The following is a 15331-nucleotide window of genomic DNA, read 5'->3' as shown; positions in this document are numbered from 1 at the left end:
ACCCTTTCGCTTTTTTTATGGAAAAATATGTTTGATTTGAAAATTAACGCATTAACTCACGCCGAGTTTCTAAAAGAATATTGGCAAAAACAGCCGTTATTAATCAAAGGTGGTTTTACTGATTTCGAAGATCCGATTGAGCCAGAAGAATTAGCGGGTCTTGCCATGGAAGATGACATTGAATCTCGTCTAATCACAAATCATGACGATAAATGGGAATCTTACCACGGTCCATTCGAAGACTTTTCACAATTAACAGAAACTAATAGTACCCTGCTCGTTCAAGCAGTCGATCACTGGCATCCTGTTGCAACTGAATTGTTAGAGCCATTTCGATTCATTCCTAACTGGCGAATTGATGACTTAATGATTAGCTATTCAACCCCTGGCGGAGGTGTTGGGCCTCATCTAGATCAGTATGATGTGTTCATCATACAGGGTGAAGGTAAAAGACATTGGCGAGTTGGTTTGCCTGACTCAAGTCTAAAAGAGTTTGCACAAAATAAGAGCTTACTCCAAGTTGAGCAATTCAATGCTATCATTGATGAAGTTCTTGAACCTGGTGATATTCTTTATATTCCACCAGGCTGCCCACACGAAGGTTATGCGGTTGAGAATGCATTAAACTACTCAGTTGGTTTTAGAGCGCCTGACACGAAAGATTTCTTAAGCAATTTTGCCGATTACTTAATTGATAATGAGCTCGGTAAAACACGCTATTCAGACAAAACACTTACACTCAGAGAATCATCTGGCGAGCTTAAGAATGAGGAAGTCGAAAAGATCCAGAGCTTAATGCTAGATGCAATTCAAGACAAAGCTGTTATTAAACGTTGGCTTGGAAATTATTTAAGTCAACCAAAGCATGATATGGATTTATTACCACTTGAGGAACCAATCTCATCAAATGAGTTAGCTAACTACATATCATCACAAGTAATTAACAGAGCAGGTGGTGTTAGAACCTTTTATCAACTGTTTGAAAACTCGATACTTCTAAGTGTAAATAGTGAGACTTTCTCACTGCCAATCAATATGTTAGATGCTACCAAGTTACTTACAGATTTAACTTATTTTGAAGCTAACGAAATTATTCCTTCAGTTTCATGTTTGGAGTTTGCTGAAATGTTAACTAAGCTTATTAATGAAGGTTACTACTTTATCCAACAAGAAGAATAAAGATCCTGTATGTGCAAGCAAGCCTGATTATTAATTACTTTGAGTGCCAAGGCTTGCACATTTGATTTGAATCTTACTGGAGGACACATGGTTTACCATGTAACTAGAGTTAATTGGTTTGAACAACAAACGTTATTAACTGAGCTAAGAGAAAAAGTGTTTGTTTATGAACTAAACTTACCAAAAAAAGTTGAGTTCGACTCACTCGATAGACAATCTGAGCATGCAATAATTTATGATAACTTCAATACGCCAGTCGGCACCGGTAGACTGACTCCAAATGGCTTGATTAGTCGCGTTGCCATTGAAAGAAAACATAGAAATAAAACTGCATATTGTTCCATTCTCAATTATTTGGTTGTAATAGCAAAAGAAAAAGGGTTGAACAACATATTCATCAACTCTGTTCTTGATGAAGTACCTACATTTGTTCAATACGGATTCTGTAAAAAAGGAAGTGTATTCATGGAAGCAGGTATAGCAAGGCAGCAACTGTACTGCCCTGTTAGTGACTTTAATGCCGAGCCATTTACGATGCTTCATTAGCCCATAGCTGTTCGTTTTCATACATTTCATAAAGGCCATGTGCCCTGTTTACTAATAGATTAGCAAAATCAACTTGCGTTTTATCAATAAACTTATTTGCCATAATTGCATCAGCTTTAACTTGCCATTGAAATGAAAAATGTCGCATAACATCACGTGCATTTGAAGCAGCAGTTACTTCAACAGCATCTGTAGGTAAACGCCCAGTGATGACCCAATAGGTTTTTCCATCGTTACCTTTAATTTTCCAGATAGCACATAAAGGAGGCAAAATACGGCACTCTTTGTCTAGTATACTGACAGGTAAAATTCCCTTATCAGCTAAAAATTTTTGCGCATTACCCAAACACTCTCTTTGCCATGCTTCTACTTGCTCGTTTGTAATCTCTACCGGTGCTTTCTTTTCTTCAGACATTTATCTTTCTCATAATTTTTGTTGCTGTCACTCTACTTTCTTACAACACCTTGTCAACATGCGCACGTTCAAAAATTTATTTATTGATTAATTTGCACAAGAAACATTCTTCATTAATCATAAACTACATAACTGATTGTACATATGACTTTATAAATAAGGTTAATTTCTTGTCAGATGAGGAGTCAAACTTTCTTCATTTTGATTCTTAACCGTTGCCTAACACCTTCGCTGGATCAGTTTTTGTTGCTTGCCAAGCAGGATAAATACTGGCTAAAAGTGCGAGTACTAAAGTTACACCTAAAGTGATGGCGATATCTGTCCAGATCAGTTTTGATGGAAGAAATTCAACAAAATAGACGCCTGAAAGTGGGTTTTGTGTACCCTCACCATAAAACCAGACAAATAATTCAGGTAAATAAAGAGATATTACAACACCCAGCGCACTGCCAACTAATGAACCAAGTAACGCATTACCAACACCTTTGAAGGCAAAAGTAGAAAAAATAGTACTGTCTTTGGCGCCCATAGTTTTGAGTATTGCGATATCAGACTGCTTATCTTTAACTTCCATCACCATAGACGAAACAATGTTAAAACTTGCTACAGCAATAATCAAAATAACCACTAGAAACACAATGGTACGAACCATTTGAATATCTTGGTACAAGCTGCCTTGCGTTCTAAACCAACTATTTACATACACTAGATCGGGTAAGCTTCTGCCTGCAGACATAGCAATATTATGAGCTTCAAATACATCCGTCACTTTGACTCTCAAGCTTGTGACTTGATCTGGTTTTAGGCTTAACGAAGTTTGTAAAGACTCCAGGTTAATAAGTGCCATAGATTGATCTATCGGGCCGCCCATTTTAACCAAACCGACTAATGTTACTTTTATTCGTTTAGGCGCTGATAACATTGATTTCGCATTTTTATTGGCAATTAATAAAGTAAAATTATCACCAATAGAAAGGTTCAAACTTTCAGCAATTTGAGCTCCTAAAATCACTTCATTTTGTGCCAAGCTCTTTATGCTGACATCTTTAATAAACTCACCGACGCTCGATACCTCTTCATGTGAATGAATATCAACCCCCTTTATTTGGGCGGCCTTTAATTTCCCCTTAAATTGCACCATACCAGTCACATTTATTTCTGGTACAGCAGCAAGAACACCTTGTTGTTTCTCTAGTATATATACTTTTGATTGCCAATCATTGATTGGTTCATATGGCGCATCATAGGTGACATGAGAAACAACAGATAAAAGCCGCTTTTCAAGTTGCTCTTCAAAACCATTAATAACTGACAAGGCCACGATTAATACACTAACCCCGAGTAAAACGCCTAAAGTAGAGGCTTTGTTTAAGATTGAAGCGAATCCTTTTTGTCGTGATTGACTGAATCGCTTAGATAAAAATAGGCTAAGCATGACTAACCTCAGTCAACACGCCATCATCGAGTTGCACACTTCGCCCAAGCTTTTCTGCAAGTTCTAAGTCATGAGTGACAATGACAAAACTGGTCTGAAGTTGCTGGTTGAGCTCATTTAATAAATCATAAATTTTAATAGCATTTTGCTTATCTAGATTACCAGTTGGCTCATCAGCTAAAACTAATGCAGGTTTTGTAACGAGTGCGCGAGCGATAGCCACGCGTTGACGCTCACCACCTGATAACTCAGATGGTTTATGTTCAGCCCTATGCCCCAAACCCACCTTTTCTAGCATACTTAGCGCTTCAGAATGCGCACGATTTACTTTTTCACCTTGAATGAGTAGCGGCATAGCGACATTTTCAAGTGCAGTAAATTCCATTAATAGATGGTGAAATTGGTAGATAAACCCCATATGTTTATTTCTAAATTCAGCCTGCTGATTTCTTGATAACTCCGCAACATTTGTACTTTTAATTTTGGCATGCCCAGTTGTTGCATGATCTAGCGTACCAAGAATATGTAATAAGGTACTTTTACCTGAACCAGAGCTGCCAACTATTGCAAGCATTTGTCCTTGCTCTAACTGTAAGTTTACACCTTTCAACACTTCAACTTTGTTCTTTCCATCTTGGTAAACTTTGCCTAAGTTTTGACAATCAATTACTAAATTACTCATATCTTAAAACCTCAGCAGGCATTACTTTGGCAGCTTGTTTAGCTGGATAAAGGGTAGCTATAAAACTTAATAAAACACTCAATGTGGCCATGATTATTAGACCTGTAAATTCAAACTTTACGGGTAAGGCCATCCCTCCCAGTAAAGACAAGCCGACCAATGACATCACTTCATTGATATAATTTGCCAGTAGCAAACCAGCAAATAGCCCCAATAAAGTACCGATAACTCCATTGTAAAGTCCTTGAACCATAAACACTTTCGATATCATCACAGGTGTGAAACCTAAAGTTTGTAATATGGCTACTTCACCTTGTTTCTCTTTGACCATCATTGAAAGACCCGAAATAATATTGAAAATCGCGACTAAGACAATCAGTCCTAGCAATAGAGACATCACTCTTTTTTCCATTGCAACGGCTGCAAACAAAGCCCCCTGCTGTACTTGCCAGTCAATGCTTATGTAATTAGAGGTATCTATACTAGAAAGCTCTTCATAAAAGTCTTCAAGAGAAAAAGCATCATGTAGTGAAATACTAATATCTAAATGAGATTGCGACTTTTTCCGCATTAATCTTGCAAGGCTTTGACCATTTGCGAAGGCAAGTTGTGTATCAGCTTCACTTCTTGAATTATAAATAAGGGCCACAGTAAATAGTCTTTGCGCAGGAACCCTGCCCATAGGCGAGTAAGTTGTAATCTCAGGCATAATCACTCGAATTTGACTACCGACCTGAACTTTCAAACTATTTGCCAGATAACGACTGATGGCTAATTGATACTTACCCGATTGGAATTGCTTTATACTGCCAGACTCTATATGACTCTCTAATTGCGTAGTCCCGCCTTCAAAAACACCCTGCAACCTAACACCTAAAAGTTCTTCATTGGTTTGCAAAATAACATCTGAGGTGAGATAAGATTGCACACGTTTGACCGTGCTTAAATCGGCTAATTGCGTCTTTAAATTATTAGATGATTTTACTTCCCTTTCAGGTTTTAGCTGCACATGAGGGATCATATCAAGCATCGCGTTTTTTAGTGTTTGCTCAAAGCCATTCATCACAGAGCTCACTGTGATCAAGGACATAAGTCCTAATGCGATACCTGCGATAGAAAAAAAAGAAATGAATGAAATAAACGCATTTCCTTTGCTCGCTTTGGCATACCGAAGCCCAACAAAAAGGCTAACTGGTTGAAACATATATAATAAATTAAAATTTCATTTTCTACATGCTTGCATACTACCACAAAGTCACATTACATATATAAATACTAACTTGTAAAAAAGTTTGTAAATCCGATAGTTAAAAAGAAAATTTGGTGTAAAATGCGTGAAATCTCGCGGTATGGAAGTTCTATGTTATCTCTTTCTCGATATAAGCATATGAATTTAAAGGGCGATTTATTTGGTGGTGTGACCACTGCCATAATATCTCTCCCGCTCGCCCTCGCGTTTGGTGTTGCTTCAGGAGCCGGTGCTGAAGCAGGTATGTGGGGTGCAATTTTAGTCGGTCTTTTCGCTGCCTTGTTTGGTGGTTCCACTTCCTTGATTTCTGAACCAACTGGTCCAATGACGGTTATTATGACCGCGGTTTTGACTGGAATGATGGCTAAATATCCTGAGTCTGGCCTGGCTATGGGTTTCACCGTCGTGATGATGGCTGGTGCCTTTCAAGTGTTAATTGGTACCTTAAAGCTCGGTAAATACGTAACACTAATGCCCTACTCGGTTATTTCCGGATTTATGTCCGGTATTGGCGTGATACTCATCATTTTACAGCTTGCACCTTTATTAGGCCATCAAGCACCTGCAGGAGGAGTTGCAGGCACTTTAGGTCAACTCCCAGAGCTTTTATTAAATATTAAGTTTTCAGAGGTGTTGTTAGGCGCAGCTACATTAGCAATATTGTTTTATTTTCCTAAGAAATATCGCCAATATGTCCCTGCTCAATTAGTCGCACTTGTTGCTGTGACCTTAGTTTCGATTATCATTTTTGACACTGATAGCATTCGAAGGATCGGTGAGATACCAAGTGGCCTACCTTCTATTGTTATCCCGACTTTTACTGCTGACCAATTTCAATCAATGGTAATCGATGCTTTGGTGCTTGGTACGCTGGGTTGTATTGATACCTTATTAACTGCTGTTATAGGCGACAGCTTAACCCGAACTGAGCACGATTCTGATAAAGAGTTAAGAGGCCAAGGTGTTGCAAATATCATCTCTGGCTTATTCGGTGCATTACCTGGTGCAGGTGCGACCATGGGCACAGTGGTAAATATTCAAGTCGGTGCGCGTTCTCCGTTGGCGGGTATTTTCCGAGCACTGATTTTAATGGCGGTTGTATTTGTAGCCGGAAGCTTAACAGAACCAATTCCATTGGCTGTTTTAGCGGGTATTGCCGTATATGTTGGTATCAACATTCTTGATTGGAGCTTTATTCAAAGAGCGCACAAATTAAGTATATCTCAAATGGCAATTATGTATGGTGTAATGTTACTCACTGTATTTGTAGATCTCATTGCAGCTGTGGGCTTAGGTGTATTTATTTCTAATATTATGGTTATAGAGCGATTGAGCCGAGTTCAATCAGAACAAGTTAAAGCCATTAGTGACTCCGATGATGATGTGCCGATGAATGAAACTGAGCAACTATTATTCGAAAAAGCTAATGGCCAACTCTTATACTTCTATTTATCTGGGCCAATGATATTTAGTGTGTCTAAAGCCATTGCGCGCCAACACCGTGACATTAGCAAGTATAAAGCAATGGTCTTAGATTTAAGTGATGTACCAATGTTAGATGTAACTGTGAGTTTAGCTTTAGAAAACGCAATGACAGACGCACTTGATGCAAACTGCAAAGTGTTTATCTATTCTCCAAATGATGACACTAGCGAACAACTTCATCGTTTTCAAATCAATGAAAAACTCGGTGAAAGCGCCTTTTGTAATTCGAGAATAGATGCTTTAGAGCGAGCTTTAATTGCAATGAAACCTAATAGCTAATTTTGACCTTATAAGCACTCTAACATAGAAAGTGTTTAGAGTGCTTTTACTTTATAAATTTACACTCCTTTGTTCTAAAATTAGATCCTCCCTCCACCCATAATCAACCTTATAAACTTTTGAGCATAATTTTTGCTTATACAAATATTTATCTGCTTTTATTGTGTTGATAAACACATTTTACTACTCTAATTTCTGATCAAATGTTATTTAATTGTTGACGGAAACAGAATAATACTAGAAAATAGGGTTAGTTTTTACTTTTTAAGTTTGTTGTAGCAGTTTCTAAACTTGGAGAACAACCATATGAAGTTATCTTTAATCGCAATGTCTTCGCTTTTTGCTTCGCAATTTGCATTTGCTGACAATCTAATTACCAATGGCTCATTCGAGCAGGACGTAGTAAATTCAAAATGGACGTTGTTGAACACTGTAACTGGTTGGCAAAATGATGGAGCTAGATTCGAGATCCAAACATCTCGTTTAGGGATCATCAATGCACAAGATGGAAATCAATATATTGAACTAGATTCAACAGCAAATCACAGTGTATATCAAAATATTGCAACGCAAAGCGGCAAAACTTATGAAGTTTCATTCTACTACTCTCCACGAGTTAATGGTAATGAAGAAACCAATAAAGTAGATGTAAAGTGGGATGGTGTTACCGTTTTAAATCTAAATGCCACTCAAAGAGGTTGGCAGTCTTTCTCTATTACTGTTGAAGCATCATCAGAGTCTTCCGAACTTCGTTTTACTGGTGCTGGAAAAAATGATAGCTATGGTGGCTTTATCGATAATGTCAGCGTAACTGAGAACCTAGTATGTCATACAGGTATTTTTGGTATTAACAATAGTGGTTCTACTGAATCAGGTTACGTATATAAATTTGACTTAGAAAATAATACTTACAGTGTTGTCGCCGGTGTTCAAAACACAGCGTCTAACCTTGCAAGTCATAACGGTAAACTCTATTTCATGGAGCAATTAGATTCTAAAACTAAAGCTTCTAAACTTTGGTCTTTAGACTTAGAGACAGGTGTTCAAACCACTGAAGCTGATGCAACTTCATGGCCTATTTATCGCTCAGCTGTAAGCGCTGATGGTCAATCTTTAAGAGCAACAAGTAAAACATATATGTATGACTACGACCTACAAACTGGCGAGAAAACAGTTTTAGGTAAAATGCGTTATTCTGGTGATAGATTCTCACACGGCGATGTAGCCTATTCTCCCGATAGCAATACGCTTTACGTGTTAACTGGTAAGTCTCTTTACACAATTGATGATAGCAACATGGAGCTTACTTTAATTGGTCACCATGGAATTAACTGGGCATCTGGTTTAGCAATTTCAGACGACGGTACTTTGTATGTATCAGGCAGAATTTCAGGTGAGAATGCCAAAATTTACAGTGTAAACCCTCAAACAGCGGTTGCCACATATGTAATGGACGCACCTGAGCACATTAATGACTTAACGTTCGTAGACAACTATTGTAACTAAGTTCTGATTTGAATAACAAAAGGAGTACAGATTTGTACTCCTTTTTTATGGAGAAAAAATATTTAGTTAATATCTGAAATAAGCTTAGGGTTTATAACTAAATTACGCACACCATGAGCGTGATCTTCGTCGAACTCATTACCTTTACACCACTCACCTACCGTTTCAATATTAACTTTCGCGACACGTGGGCGAACGCTCCAGCTTACTTGTAAAGGTGAACCTTTTTCATTGTAACTAGGGCCAGTTGTTGAACCCGCATATTGTACTGGTGCACCGGTAAAGTTAGGAATATTCAGCGCTTGATAGTAGCCGTTTTGTTTACCAAACTTTGTCAGTTCAGCAAAATCTAATGCATTTTTGTCATTTACAAGTACATACACTTGCGCTTCTACTCGTAATTGCGGGTTAGCAATTGGGTCACTTAAACAAGCACCCAGTGTTGGACCTGGTTTCACTTGCGCTGTTGTATGAACATAGTGAAGTTCAATGGTGTCGCCCGGGAATAGACTACCCGTTTTAGAAGGGCAATTTTGGCCTTTAACTGCTTTTAGCTCTTTCTTTGAAAGCTCACCGTTAAAAACGAATCCAGTTTCAGAGCCTTTGCCATTTCCATTGCCAGCATATCTAGTAAACTCGCCACCTTTATGCTCTGCGTTTTTATGGAAGTGGATGTTACACAAGTTCATTTCTTTATGAGAAGGTGCAGCATTAAAAGCGATGTTGTTTTCGCCCTCTAGAGTATCAATATCACGCGGAGATTGCGGGCCAAAACCTTTACCCTCAGTATTTTTAGCAAGGTTAGCACGCTGATCTGCGATCACTTTGTCAGATACATCTGCCATGACAGCAAATGAAGTAGATGTGATGATGCCCATTGCACATAGTGTTTTTAATTTCATATTTCTCTCAGTTATTAATGATTAAGAATTTCGCAATAAAATTATTAGCAATATAAATAATGACTTATGAGAGAATTATATCTAAAAGCAATTAAAAAATACCTTTTTAGGTATGAAAACACATATAAAAAACAACAAATTAGGAACTAAGATAGTTAGATTCCACAATCATTCGGTGTTTTTTGCTCTATGCTTAAATAAAATTTGATGATGGTGTTCTCAATGAGGCGAATTACGTTTCTACTTTCTTTTGCTTGCCTGATTTTTTCACAAACTATACTTGCACAAAACTGTAAAAAGATTGGTGTAGTAGCTAGCTGGCCTCCTCTAACCGTTTTCGATAGTACTGGTGCAACAGGTCTTGATGTTGAGATTGTAAAAGCAATATTTGATCAAGCCGGTTTGTGCTACAAATTTGTGCGGCTTCCCTCCAGTGCAAGAACTTTTGAAGAAATGGGCAAAGCTATCATTGATGTTTCCACCATGACAAGCTTTACAGTTGAAAGGCAAAAATATGGTGTTTTCTCCGTAAGCTATCGAGATGAGAAGATGAGATTAATATCTCTGTTTAAACCAAGGCCTATACAAAACCTCAAGGCAATTCTCAGAAAAGATCATACCATTGGTTTAAGCATCGGGTCTTACTATGGAAAGGAATTAAAAAAACTACTCGAACACAAAAAATTCAAAGAGCAGTTTGTGAGTTTGGCAAGTGCTAACAGCCGCATCTCAATGCTGGTTAAAAACCGCGTCGATTTTATTATTGATGACATTATCAGTGCGCATTACTATAAGACAACACTCGGCCACGACAACATTAAAATATGGCCTTACATAGTGCATGATAACCCCGTCCACCTTCTACTTAGCCATAAATCTTTCACACCATACGAAGTTAAAATAATTAATAGAGCAATAAACGAGTCACAACCTAAGATTGATGCCATTATTATGAGTTATTTAGTTAACAATTAAGTTATGATTACGGGTAAACTGGTTAATCCTGATTTGCCATGCCTTTCAAAAACATCAAACGCTTTCTTTCGTTTTCATTTGGTTGGTAGTGAGTTTTGTCTATGCCTGACAGGTCAACATCATCGAATACCAATTTTTCAATCTCAGAGTTACCAAATCGAGATGGCTCTGCGGGGTGTGTAGAGCGCCTCTCAATAGTAAAAGTGGCCAGCTCAAATTCACTTGTGTTTGGCAGTACACTTTGATGTGCTCGCAACAAAATATGTTTTTGCCCTACCTCTAATTTGGTTTCAGAGACTAAAGAGGCGATGGGTTGCGCACCTGAAAACAAATTTGCTCTCACTCTATAAAGACCTGCTTTCTCAACTTTAATATCAATAGGAAAAACTAGGTCGGCGCTTTCAACAAATGGTTTGGTTCCTCCGACAATTGTCGCACTTTTTTGGTTGTAACTAATTTGCGCAACCATAGGCACTTCATCGCCGTTTACATTGGCTATTGCCGTGATTTGTAAGTTAGCTGGGTAATCAGTGTTTCCTTTTATTTGTGCTAAGTATGCATCTTGTGAAGGGTGCATCGTATAACTAGATAATAGCTTGCGCGTATCAGCATCCTGCACTTTTAGTTCCACACCATAAATATCGATACCCTTTACTTGAACTATAATGGCTTCTGGCGAAACAAAATGATATTTCTCAAGCATCATTGATATTTTCACATTGCTATCTTGAGTAACCATAGTTACTGGTTCGAAATAATTTGGATTTAAAATACTAAAGTCATTTAAAGAAAGTGGCTGCGAATAAGGCGGATAATTCAAAGTTTGCTCATATTTAGTTGCGATGACTTTTGCCGAATCAACCGTTGATTGATTAAAGCTTATAGGCATAGGTGTCTTAGTTTCTTGAATGATTTCTTTCGAAGACTTCATTTCATCAACTTGATTGCTTCCAAGTGCTGTTTTTCTATCAGTATCTAATTCATTATCGCTATTTTGTTTTGTACCAAGAAAATAGCAAATGCTTATAAAGCTAATGGCAACTAATCCAATGATGATTTTGTTCTTTTTCATAGTATCTACCATACAAGGCCGTAAAAAGTTTTTACGGCCTTAGTAACATTACTCAGATTGAAAATTTATAGTGTGTTATAGATTAATTTAGACATACTTTGAGAGTCAGACTGACTTACATATTTATAATGTGTCTTAAAGATCCAGAACCCATAATCTTTTTGGTAGGTAGAAAATGAAATTGTGTCGCCATTATCCAACCTTACAGTGTCATTAGCCGCTGTCACTTTGCCTTTTGGCTTATTCAAAATGATTGATAAGTGATCATAGTTATCAGACATCAACATTGGATAGTGATTTGGCATGAAACTTTTCACAGCATCACCTTGTGATGAGATCTTGCCGTTAAATGCAACGCTTGAAGAACAACTACCAAAGTTCCCTGCTTTGCTTGATCCACAGCTTGAATGAGAAGCCACTACACTGTCATCTTTGCCTTTTAAAAATAGCTTTGTTGCCCCCAGGAATAGATCGCCCTCACCAACAAATCTTAATCTTGGGGCTCTATCACTGGGTAATGCTGCCAATTGACGAGCATTATTAACTTTGAGGTCGTTTAGAACCCCAAGCTTATCGGTCAATGGTCCTCCCAACCAGGCTTGTAAGGCCAACTCTATAAGTGGGTTCCAAGATGTTGCGCCTTGAGTCACATTCACTGCCAAATCCGCTAACTCACTGCCGCCACCAGCGCCTGCTATATCAAATGTTGCAATGATATTGAGCGGCTTAAGTCCTGCTGCACTTAACCAGTTTGCTTGGTTATCAATAATGTAACGTGCGACTAAATCACCTGTTGAGTGTGTAACAAGTATACAGCCTTGGTCGCATACACCACGCTCACTCATAGACTTTAATTTCGGCCATACATAATCTGTCGCGATTTTACCTTTAACGCGCTCAAATGAAGGCCAATCAATCCTTTCATCTGCCAAAGCGCCCCAATAGTCAGCCCAATAGCTCTCCCCATCACTACTAACTGTATTTGGCGAACCAAATAATAGCTGTTGTGGTTGAAAACCATGAATCAATACTGTTTTATAATCCGTTGCACTTACAACGCTTGATTGTGCTAAAGCCCATACTGCAAAAACTAAGCTTGTTATTTTCATTGTATTCAGATTGCCCATCGCAACCTCCAAGTTTATTGCAAAAATAATCTTATTCTCATTACTAGGAATAAGGTTTCCCGTGCGGAATCTGGTATGACATCAGTCCAGATGCAGTTAGAGTTTTAGATCGAATTGTGAACAATTGCAATATTTTGTTTACAAATATTTCTATATTGTTTCTGAAAACTACAATTTTATCCCGGATAATTGGATTTAACTATTTCATAAAAATACAGAAAATTTATAAATCTAAAGCTTAGAATTTTCCGTAATAACAGAATAAGTATCTCAGTACATAAAAAATATGGACCTATTAGAGCACGAAGTTTCACGCATAATCGAAATGGCGTGGGAAGACAGAACACCATTTGAAGCAATTAATACCTTATATGGCTTAAATGAAACGCAAGTCGTTAATTTAATGCGTAAAGAAATGAAACCAAGCAGTTTCAAAATGTGGCGAAAACGCATGTCTGGACGAGAGACCAAACATCTTAAATTACGAAACCCTGACATTTCACGAGGATATTGTAAAACACAGTACAAGCACCGCTAGGGATAGCAATGCATAGGCTACTTGGGAAGTTCAAAGCTAAAAAATTTATAACTTCCCAAGATTACAATAAGTTGCTTTCTCAAAATCGCTGACGTTCATCGCGATATTCTCAATATTTGGAAATAGTTCAGCGAGTTTAGAAACAATAATCTTTGAAAGCATGGCTTTCTGTTCGGTAGTCCTGCCCTGCATGATGTGTGCAAATACATGAATGAAATCAGCACTTTTATTACCAACTAAGTATTTTTGATAAGGGTTAATCCTTACCTTAATTTCATTTTCAACAAATAAGTCAGAAGAATTCGCTGCGTGATGAATGCTTGCCATCAAATCTTCTTCTGTATAATTATCAAGGATAGAATCTGAACAATCTAATATAAAGTGAGGCATGAATAATCCTTATAACTTCATCTATGAATTCAGCAAGTGCTGTTGACTCAAAAAGCCTGTTTAGTTTTGAGTCATCAATTTCTTAATATCAGTAAAGCTTGGCCTGTGTGATATGTCATCATTCAAACACGAATTTCGAATATTTGAAACTTTTTCAAACAATGCTAAGTCCTCGAGCTTTGACCTTTCTTCTGTTTCTATTACTTCATAATGATTCAATAAATCGTCTAGCAAATTACCAAACGCTCTGACTTCAATGCGTTCAAATTGCTGTTGCTGTACTTCAGACAAGTTATGTAATTGCGTCGCGGCACCAAAGTCACCAAACATCACATGCCCTTGAGCATTAATCATCGTATTATGCGCGTAGAAATCACCATGACTGACTTGCTGGTTATGTAAATGCGATAATACATCTGCTAACTGTTTAGCAATATTGTTTATTGTTTCAATAGAAAATTGCGTGCCTTCGACAAATGTGTCTCTTGTACAGGTTTCATAGTTTGGAGGAAGGCCAAGATTTTCATAACCTGCTGGAATTAAATCCATAAGAAGCGCCAAAAAGTCTTGGTCTGAAATATGCGCAAATGTTTTGATCAAGTTCTCATGCTGACCTGCAGTTAAACAAGCATTTAACTCATCTTCTGGATAACCATCACTGGTTTTACCGCCTTTAAACACCTTAATGGCAATGTCTGTGTCAGCATTATTTAATTTTCCTCTGTAAATTACACCCGATGCGCCCTGACCTATTTGCTCATTGAGAACAATATCTTGCTGTTCATACTGGGCAATACCTGAATGTGCTTTATGCTCGCCAACCAATGGATTACCTGATAGTGCCAGCCAAGCCAATTTTGGCAGTTTGAATAAACCCGCTGGGACTAAAGTTAGTTCATTCGCTGAAAGCCTAATTAACTCTAATTGCTTGCACTGTGTAAAACTTTCTGGAATTGCAGAAAGTTTATTCCCGGCTAATGCTAACTTCTTTAACTGACTTAATTGACCAAAGCTGTGTGGTAATTGAGTTAGACGATTGTCGGTTAAAATCAACCAGCGTAAGTTTATTGGGAGTGCCGTCTCGCTAATTGACTCGATTTGATTCGATTTAAACCCAACCATGTCTAAATTGATGCATTCCCCTAACACGTCAGGGAAAACTTTAAACTGATTAAACGATAAAAATAATACTTTTAAGTTTTTTAATTGAACAAAACTGTCTGGTAATTCTGATAGCAGATTATTTGAGAGATCTAACACTTCAAGTGTGTTTGATAAAGAAAGGATTTCTTCAGGGAATTCAGATAAGCCTTCGACTAATTGCAGCCTTTTATAACCTTGGTACTTCCCTGCTTTTAAATCATTTAGATTATGACATTGTTGCTCTGCTGCTGTTAGTCCTGAGATCACGCTTGTTCGCCTCCTAAAAATAAAGGCGAGAGTTTAACTTATCTTTATGAATGATTCAGTAATGACTAAGCATATTCTATTTTTTATGTTCAAAGGAAACAAAGCGCGATTTACACGCGCTTTGTGAGTTAGTTTATAAAA

At 37.7% G+C, this 15331-nt stretch carries 15 protein-coding genes; 6 read left to right on the top strand and 9 right to left on the bottom strand.

What is annotated here, in order from left to right; all coding sequences use genetic code 11:
* Window positions 1–27 precede the first annotated feature (27 nt).
* Window positions 28–1179, top strand: coding sequence for a cupin domain-containing protein (locus CWB72_RS12070; protein ID WP_138631689.1), 1152 nt, complete (start codon window positions 28–30; stop codon window positions 1177–1179).
* An 87-nt stretch (window positions 1180–1266) separates the two neighbouring features.
* On the top strand, window positions 1267–1725 hold the full coding sequence (locus CWB72_RS12065; RefSeq protein WP_130257152.1) for a GNAT family N-acetyltransferase: 459 nt from the start codon (window positions 1267–1269) through the stop codon (window positions 1723–1725).
* Here CWB72_RS12065 and CWB72_RS12060 read toward each other — a convergent pair.
* From CWB72_RS12060 to CWB72_RS12045, 4 genes are all read right to left on the bottom strand, one after another.
* Window positions 1709–2140 (bottom strand): DUF4826 family protein, encoded by a 432-nt coding sequence (locus CWB72_RS12060; protein WP_138631687.1) that lies wholly within the window; start codon window positions 2138–2140, stop codon window positions 1709–1711. The genes CWB72_RS12065 and CWB72_RS12060 overlap by 17 nt on opposite strands.
* Before the next feature lie 208 nt (window positions 2141–2348).
* Window positions 2349–3575: a lipoprotein-releasing ABC transporter permease subunit gene (locus CWB72_RS12055; RefSeq protein ID WP_138631685.1), complete on the bottom strand. Its 1227-nt coding sequence runs from the start codon at window positions 3573–3575 to the stop codon at window positions 2349–2351.
* A complete protein-coding gene (gene lolD / locus CWB72_RS12050) occupies window positions 3568–4257 on the bottom strand; it encodes a lipoprotein-releasing ABC transporter ATP-binding protein LolD (RefSeq protein WP_138631683.1) in 690 nt (229 codons plus the stop codon). Before lolD ends, CWB72_RS12055 begins: the two co-directional genes overlap by 8 nt.
* Window positions 4250–5461 carry a lipoprotein-releasing ABC transporter permease subunit gene (locus tag CWB72_RS12045; RefSeq protein WP_138631681.1) on the bottom strand — a complete coding sequence of 404 codons (1212 nt, stop codon included), beginning with the start codon at window positions 5459–5461 and terminating at the stop codon, window positions 4250–4252. The genes lolD and CWB72_RS12045 overlap by 8 nt, the downstream gene beginning before the upstream one ends.
* A 156-nt stretch (window positions 5462–5617) precedes the next feature.
* On the opposite strand from CWB72_RS12045, the gene CWB72_RS12040 reads away from it, so the two are divergent.
* Together CWB72_RS12040 and CWB72_RS12035 are read left to right on the top strand one after the other, a co-directional pair.
* A complete protein-coding gene (locus tag CWB72_RS12040) occupies window positions 5618–7270 on the top strand; it encodes a SulP family inorganic anion transporter (protein WP_138631679.1) in 1653 nt (550 codons plus the stop codon).
* A 306-nt stretch (window positions 7271–7576) separates the two neighbouring features.
* Window positions 7577–8776 carry a DUF642 domain-containing protein gene (locus tag CWB72_RS12035; protein WP_138631677.1) on the top strand — a complete coding sequence of 400 codons (1200 nt, stop codon included), beginning with the start codon at window positions 7577–7579 and terminating at the stop codon, window positions 8774–8776.
* Window positions 8777–8838: 62 nt separating this feature from the next.
* Here the strand turns inward: CWB72_RS12035 and CWB72_RS12030 are convergent, their stop codons facing one another.
* A complete protein-coding gene (locus CWB72_RS12030) occupies window positions 8839–9678 on the bottom strand; it encodes a delta-class carbonic anhydrase (protein ID WP_138631675.1) in 840 nt (279 codons plus the stop codon).
* A 222-nt stretch (window positions 9679–9900) separates the two neighbouring features.
* Here CWB72_RS12030 and CWB72_RS12025 point away from each other — a divergent pair, with 222 nt between their 5' ends.
* Window positions 9901–10653 carry a substrate-binding periplasmic protein gene (locus CWB72_RS12025; RefSeq protein ID WP_138631673.1) on the top strand — a complete coding sequence of 251 codons (753 nt, stop codon included), beginning with the start codon at window positions 9901–9903 and terminating at the stop codon, window positions 10651–10653.
* Between the two features lie 22 nt (window positions 10654–10675).
* On the opposite strand, the gene CWB72_RS12020 is transcribed toward CWB72_RS12025, so the two are convergent.
* Both CWB72_RS12020 and CWB72_RS12015 read right to left on the bottom strand, forming a co-directional pair.
* Window positions 10676–11725, bottom strand: a complete 1050-nt coding sequence (locus tag CWB72_RS12020) for a hypothetical protein (RefSeq protein WP_138631671.1) — start codon at window positions 11723–11725, stop codon at window positions 10676–10678.
* 65 nt (window positions 11726–11790) lie between these two features.
* Window positions 11791–12852, bottom strand: a complete 1062-nt coding sequence (locus CWB72_RS12015) for a hypothetical protein (RefSeq protein ID WP_138631669.1) — start codon at window positions 12850–12852, stop codon at window positions 11791–11793.
* A gap of 286 nt (window positions 12853–13138) precedes the next feature.
* On the opposite strand from CWB72_RS12015, the gene CWB72_RS12010 reads away from it, so the two are divergent.
* Entirely contained in the window at window positions 13139–13390 is a 252-nt protein-coding gene (locus tag CWB72_RS12010; RefSeq protein WP_138631667.1) for a TIGR03643 family protein, read from the top strand.
* Window positions 13391–13435: 45 nt separating this feature from the next.
* On the opposite strand, the gene CWB72_RS12005 is transcribed toward CWB72_RS12010, so the two are convergent.
* Both CWB72_RS12005 and CWB72_RS12000 read right to left on the bottom strand, forming a co-directional pair.
* Window positions 13436–13780 (bottom strand): 5-carboxymethyl-2-hydroxymuconate Delta-isomerase, encoded by a 345-nt coding sequence (locus CWB72_RS12005; protein ID WP_138631665.1) that lies wholly within the window; start codon window positions 13778–13780, stop codon window positions 13436–13438.
* Between the two features lie 60 nt (window positions 13781–13840).
* Window positions 13841–15190 (bottom strand): leucine-rich repeat-containing protein kinase family protein, encoded by a 1350-nt coding sequence (locus CWB72_RS12000; protein WP_252371545.1) that lies wholly within the window; start codon window positions 15188–15190, stop codon window positions 13841–13843.
* Between the last annotated feature and the right edge of the window lie 141 nt (window positions 15191–15331).

Source organism: Pseudoalteromonas phenolica (genome assembly GCF_005886345.1).
GTDB classification, from domain to species: domain Bacteria; phylum Pseudomonadota; class Gammaproteobacteria; order Enterobacterales; family Alteromonadaceae; genus Pseudoalteromonas; species Pseudoalteromonas phenolica_A.
This window is presented reverse-complemented; position numbering and strand designations above follow the sequence as displayed.

Excerpts from the sequence above, each read along its gene's own strand:
- CWB72_RS12060 (WP_138631687.1), bottom strand. The coding sequence starts at position 2,140 with ATGTCTGAAGAAAAGAAAGCACCGGTAGAGATTACAAACGAGCAAGTA.
- lolD (WP_138631683.1), bottom strand. The coding sequence starts at position 4,257 with ATGAGTAATTTAGTAATTGATTGTCAAAACTTAGGCAAAGTTTACCAA.
- CWB72_RS12025 (WP_138631673.1), top strand. The coding sequence starts at position 9,901 with ATGAGGCGAATTACGTTTCTACTTTCTTTTGCTTGCCTGATTTTTTCA.
- CWB72_RS12030 (WP_138631675.1), bottom strand. The coding sequence starts at position 9,678 with ATGAAATTAAAAACACTATGTGCAATGGGCATCATCACATCTACTTCA.
- CWB72_RS12040 (WP_138631679.1), top strand. The coding sequence starts at position 5,618 with ATGTTATCTCTTTCTCGATATAAGCATATGAATTTAAAGGGCGATTTA.
- CWB72_RS12005 (WP_138631665.1), bottom strand. The coding sequence starts at position 13,780 with ATGCCTCACTTTATATTAGATTGTTCAGATTCTATCCTTGATAATTAT.
- CWB72_RS12070 (WP_138631689.1), top strand. The coding sequence starts at position 28 with ATGTTTGATTTGAAAATTAACGCATTAACTCACGCCGAGTTTCTAAAA.
- CWB72_RS12010 (WP_138631667.1), top strand. The coding sequence starts at position 13,139 with ATGGACCTATTAGAGCACGAAGTTTCACGCATAATCGAAATGGCGTGG.
- CWB72_RS12015 (WP_138631669.1), bottom strand. The coding sequence starts at position 12,852 with ATGGGCAATCTGAATACAATGAAAATAACAAGCTTAGTTTTTGCAGTA.
- CWB72_RS12020 (WP_138631671.1), bottom strand. The coding sequence starts at position 11,725 with ATGAAAAAGAACAAAATCATCATTGGATTAGTTGCCATTAGCTTTATA.
- CWB72_RS12035 (WP_138631677.1), top strand. The coding sequence starts at position 7,577 with ATGAAGTTATCTTTAATCGCAATGTCTTCGCTTTTTGCTTCGCAATTT.
- CWB72_RS12055 (WP_138631685.1), bottom strand. The coding sequence starts at position 3,575 with ATGCTTAGCCTATTTTTATCTAAGCGATTCAGTCAATCACGACAAAAA.
- CWB72_RS12065 (WP_130257152.1), top strand. The coding sequence starts at position 1,267 with ATGGTTTACCATGTAACTAGAGTTAATTGGTTTGAACAACAAACGTTA.
- CWB72_RS12045 (WP_138631681.1), bottom strand. The coding sequence starts at position 5,461 with ATGTTTCAACCAGTTAGCCTTTTTGTTGGGCTTCGGTATGCCAAAGCG.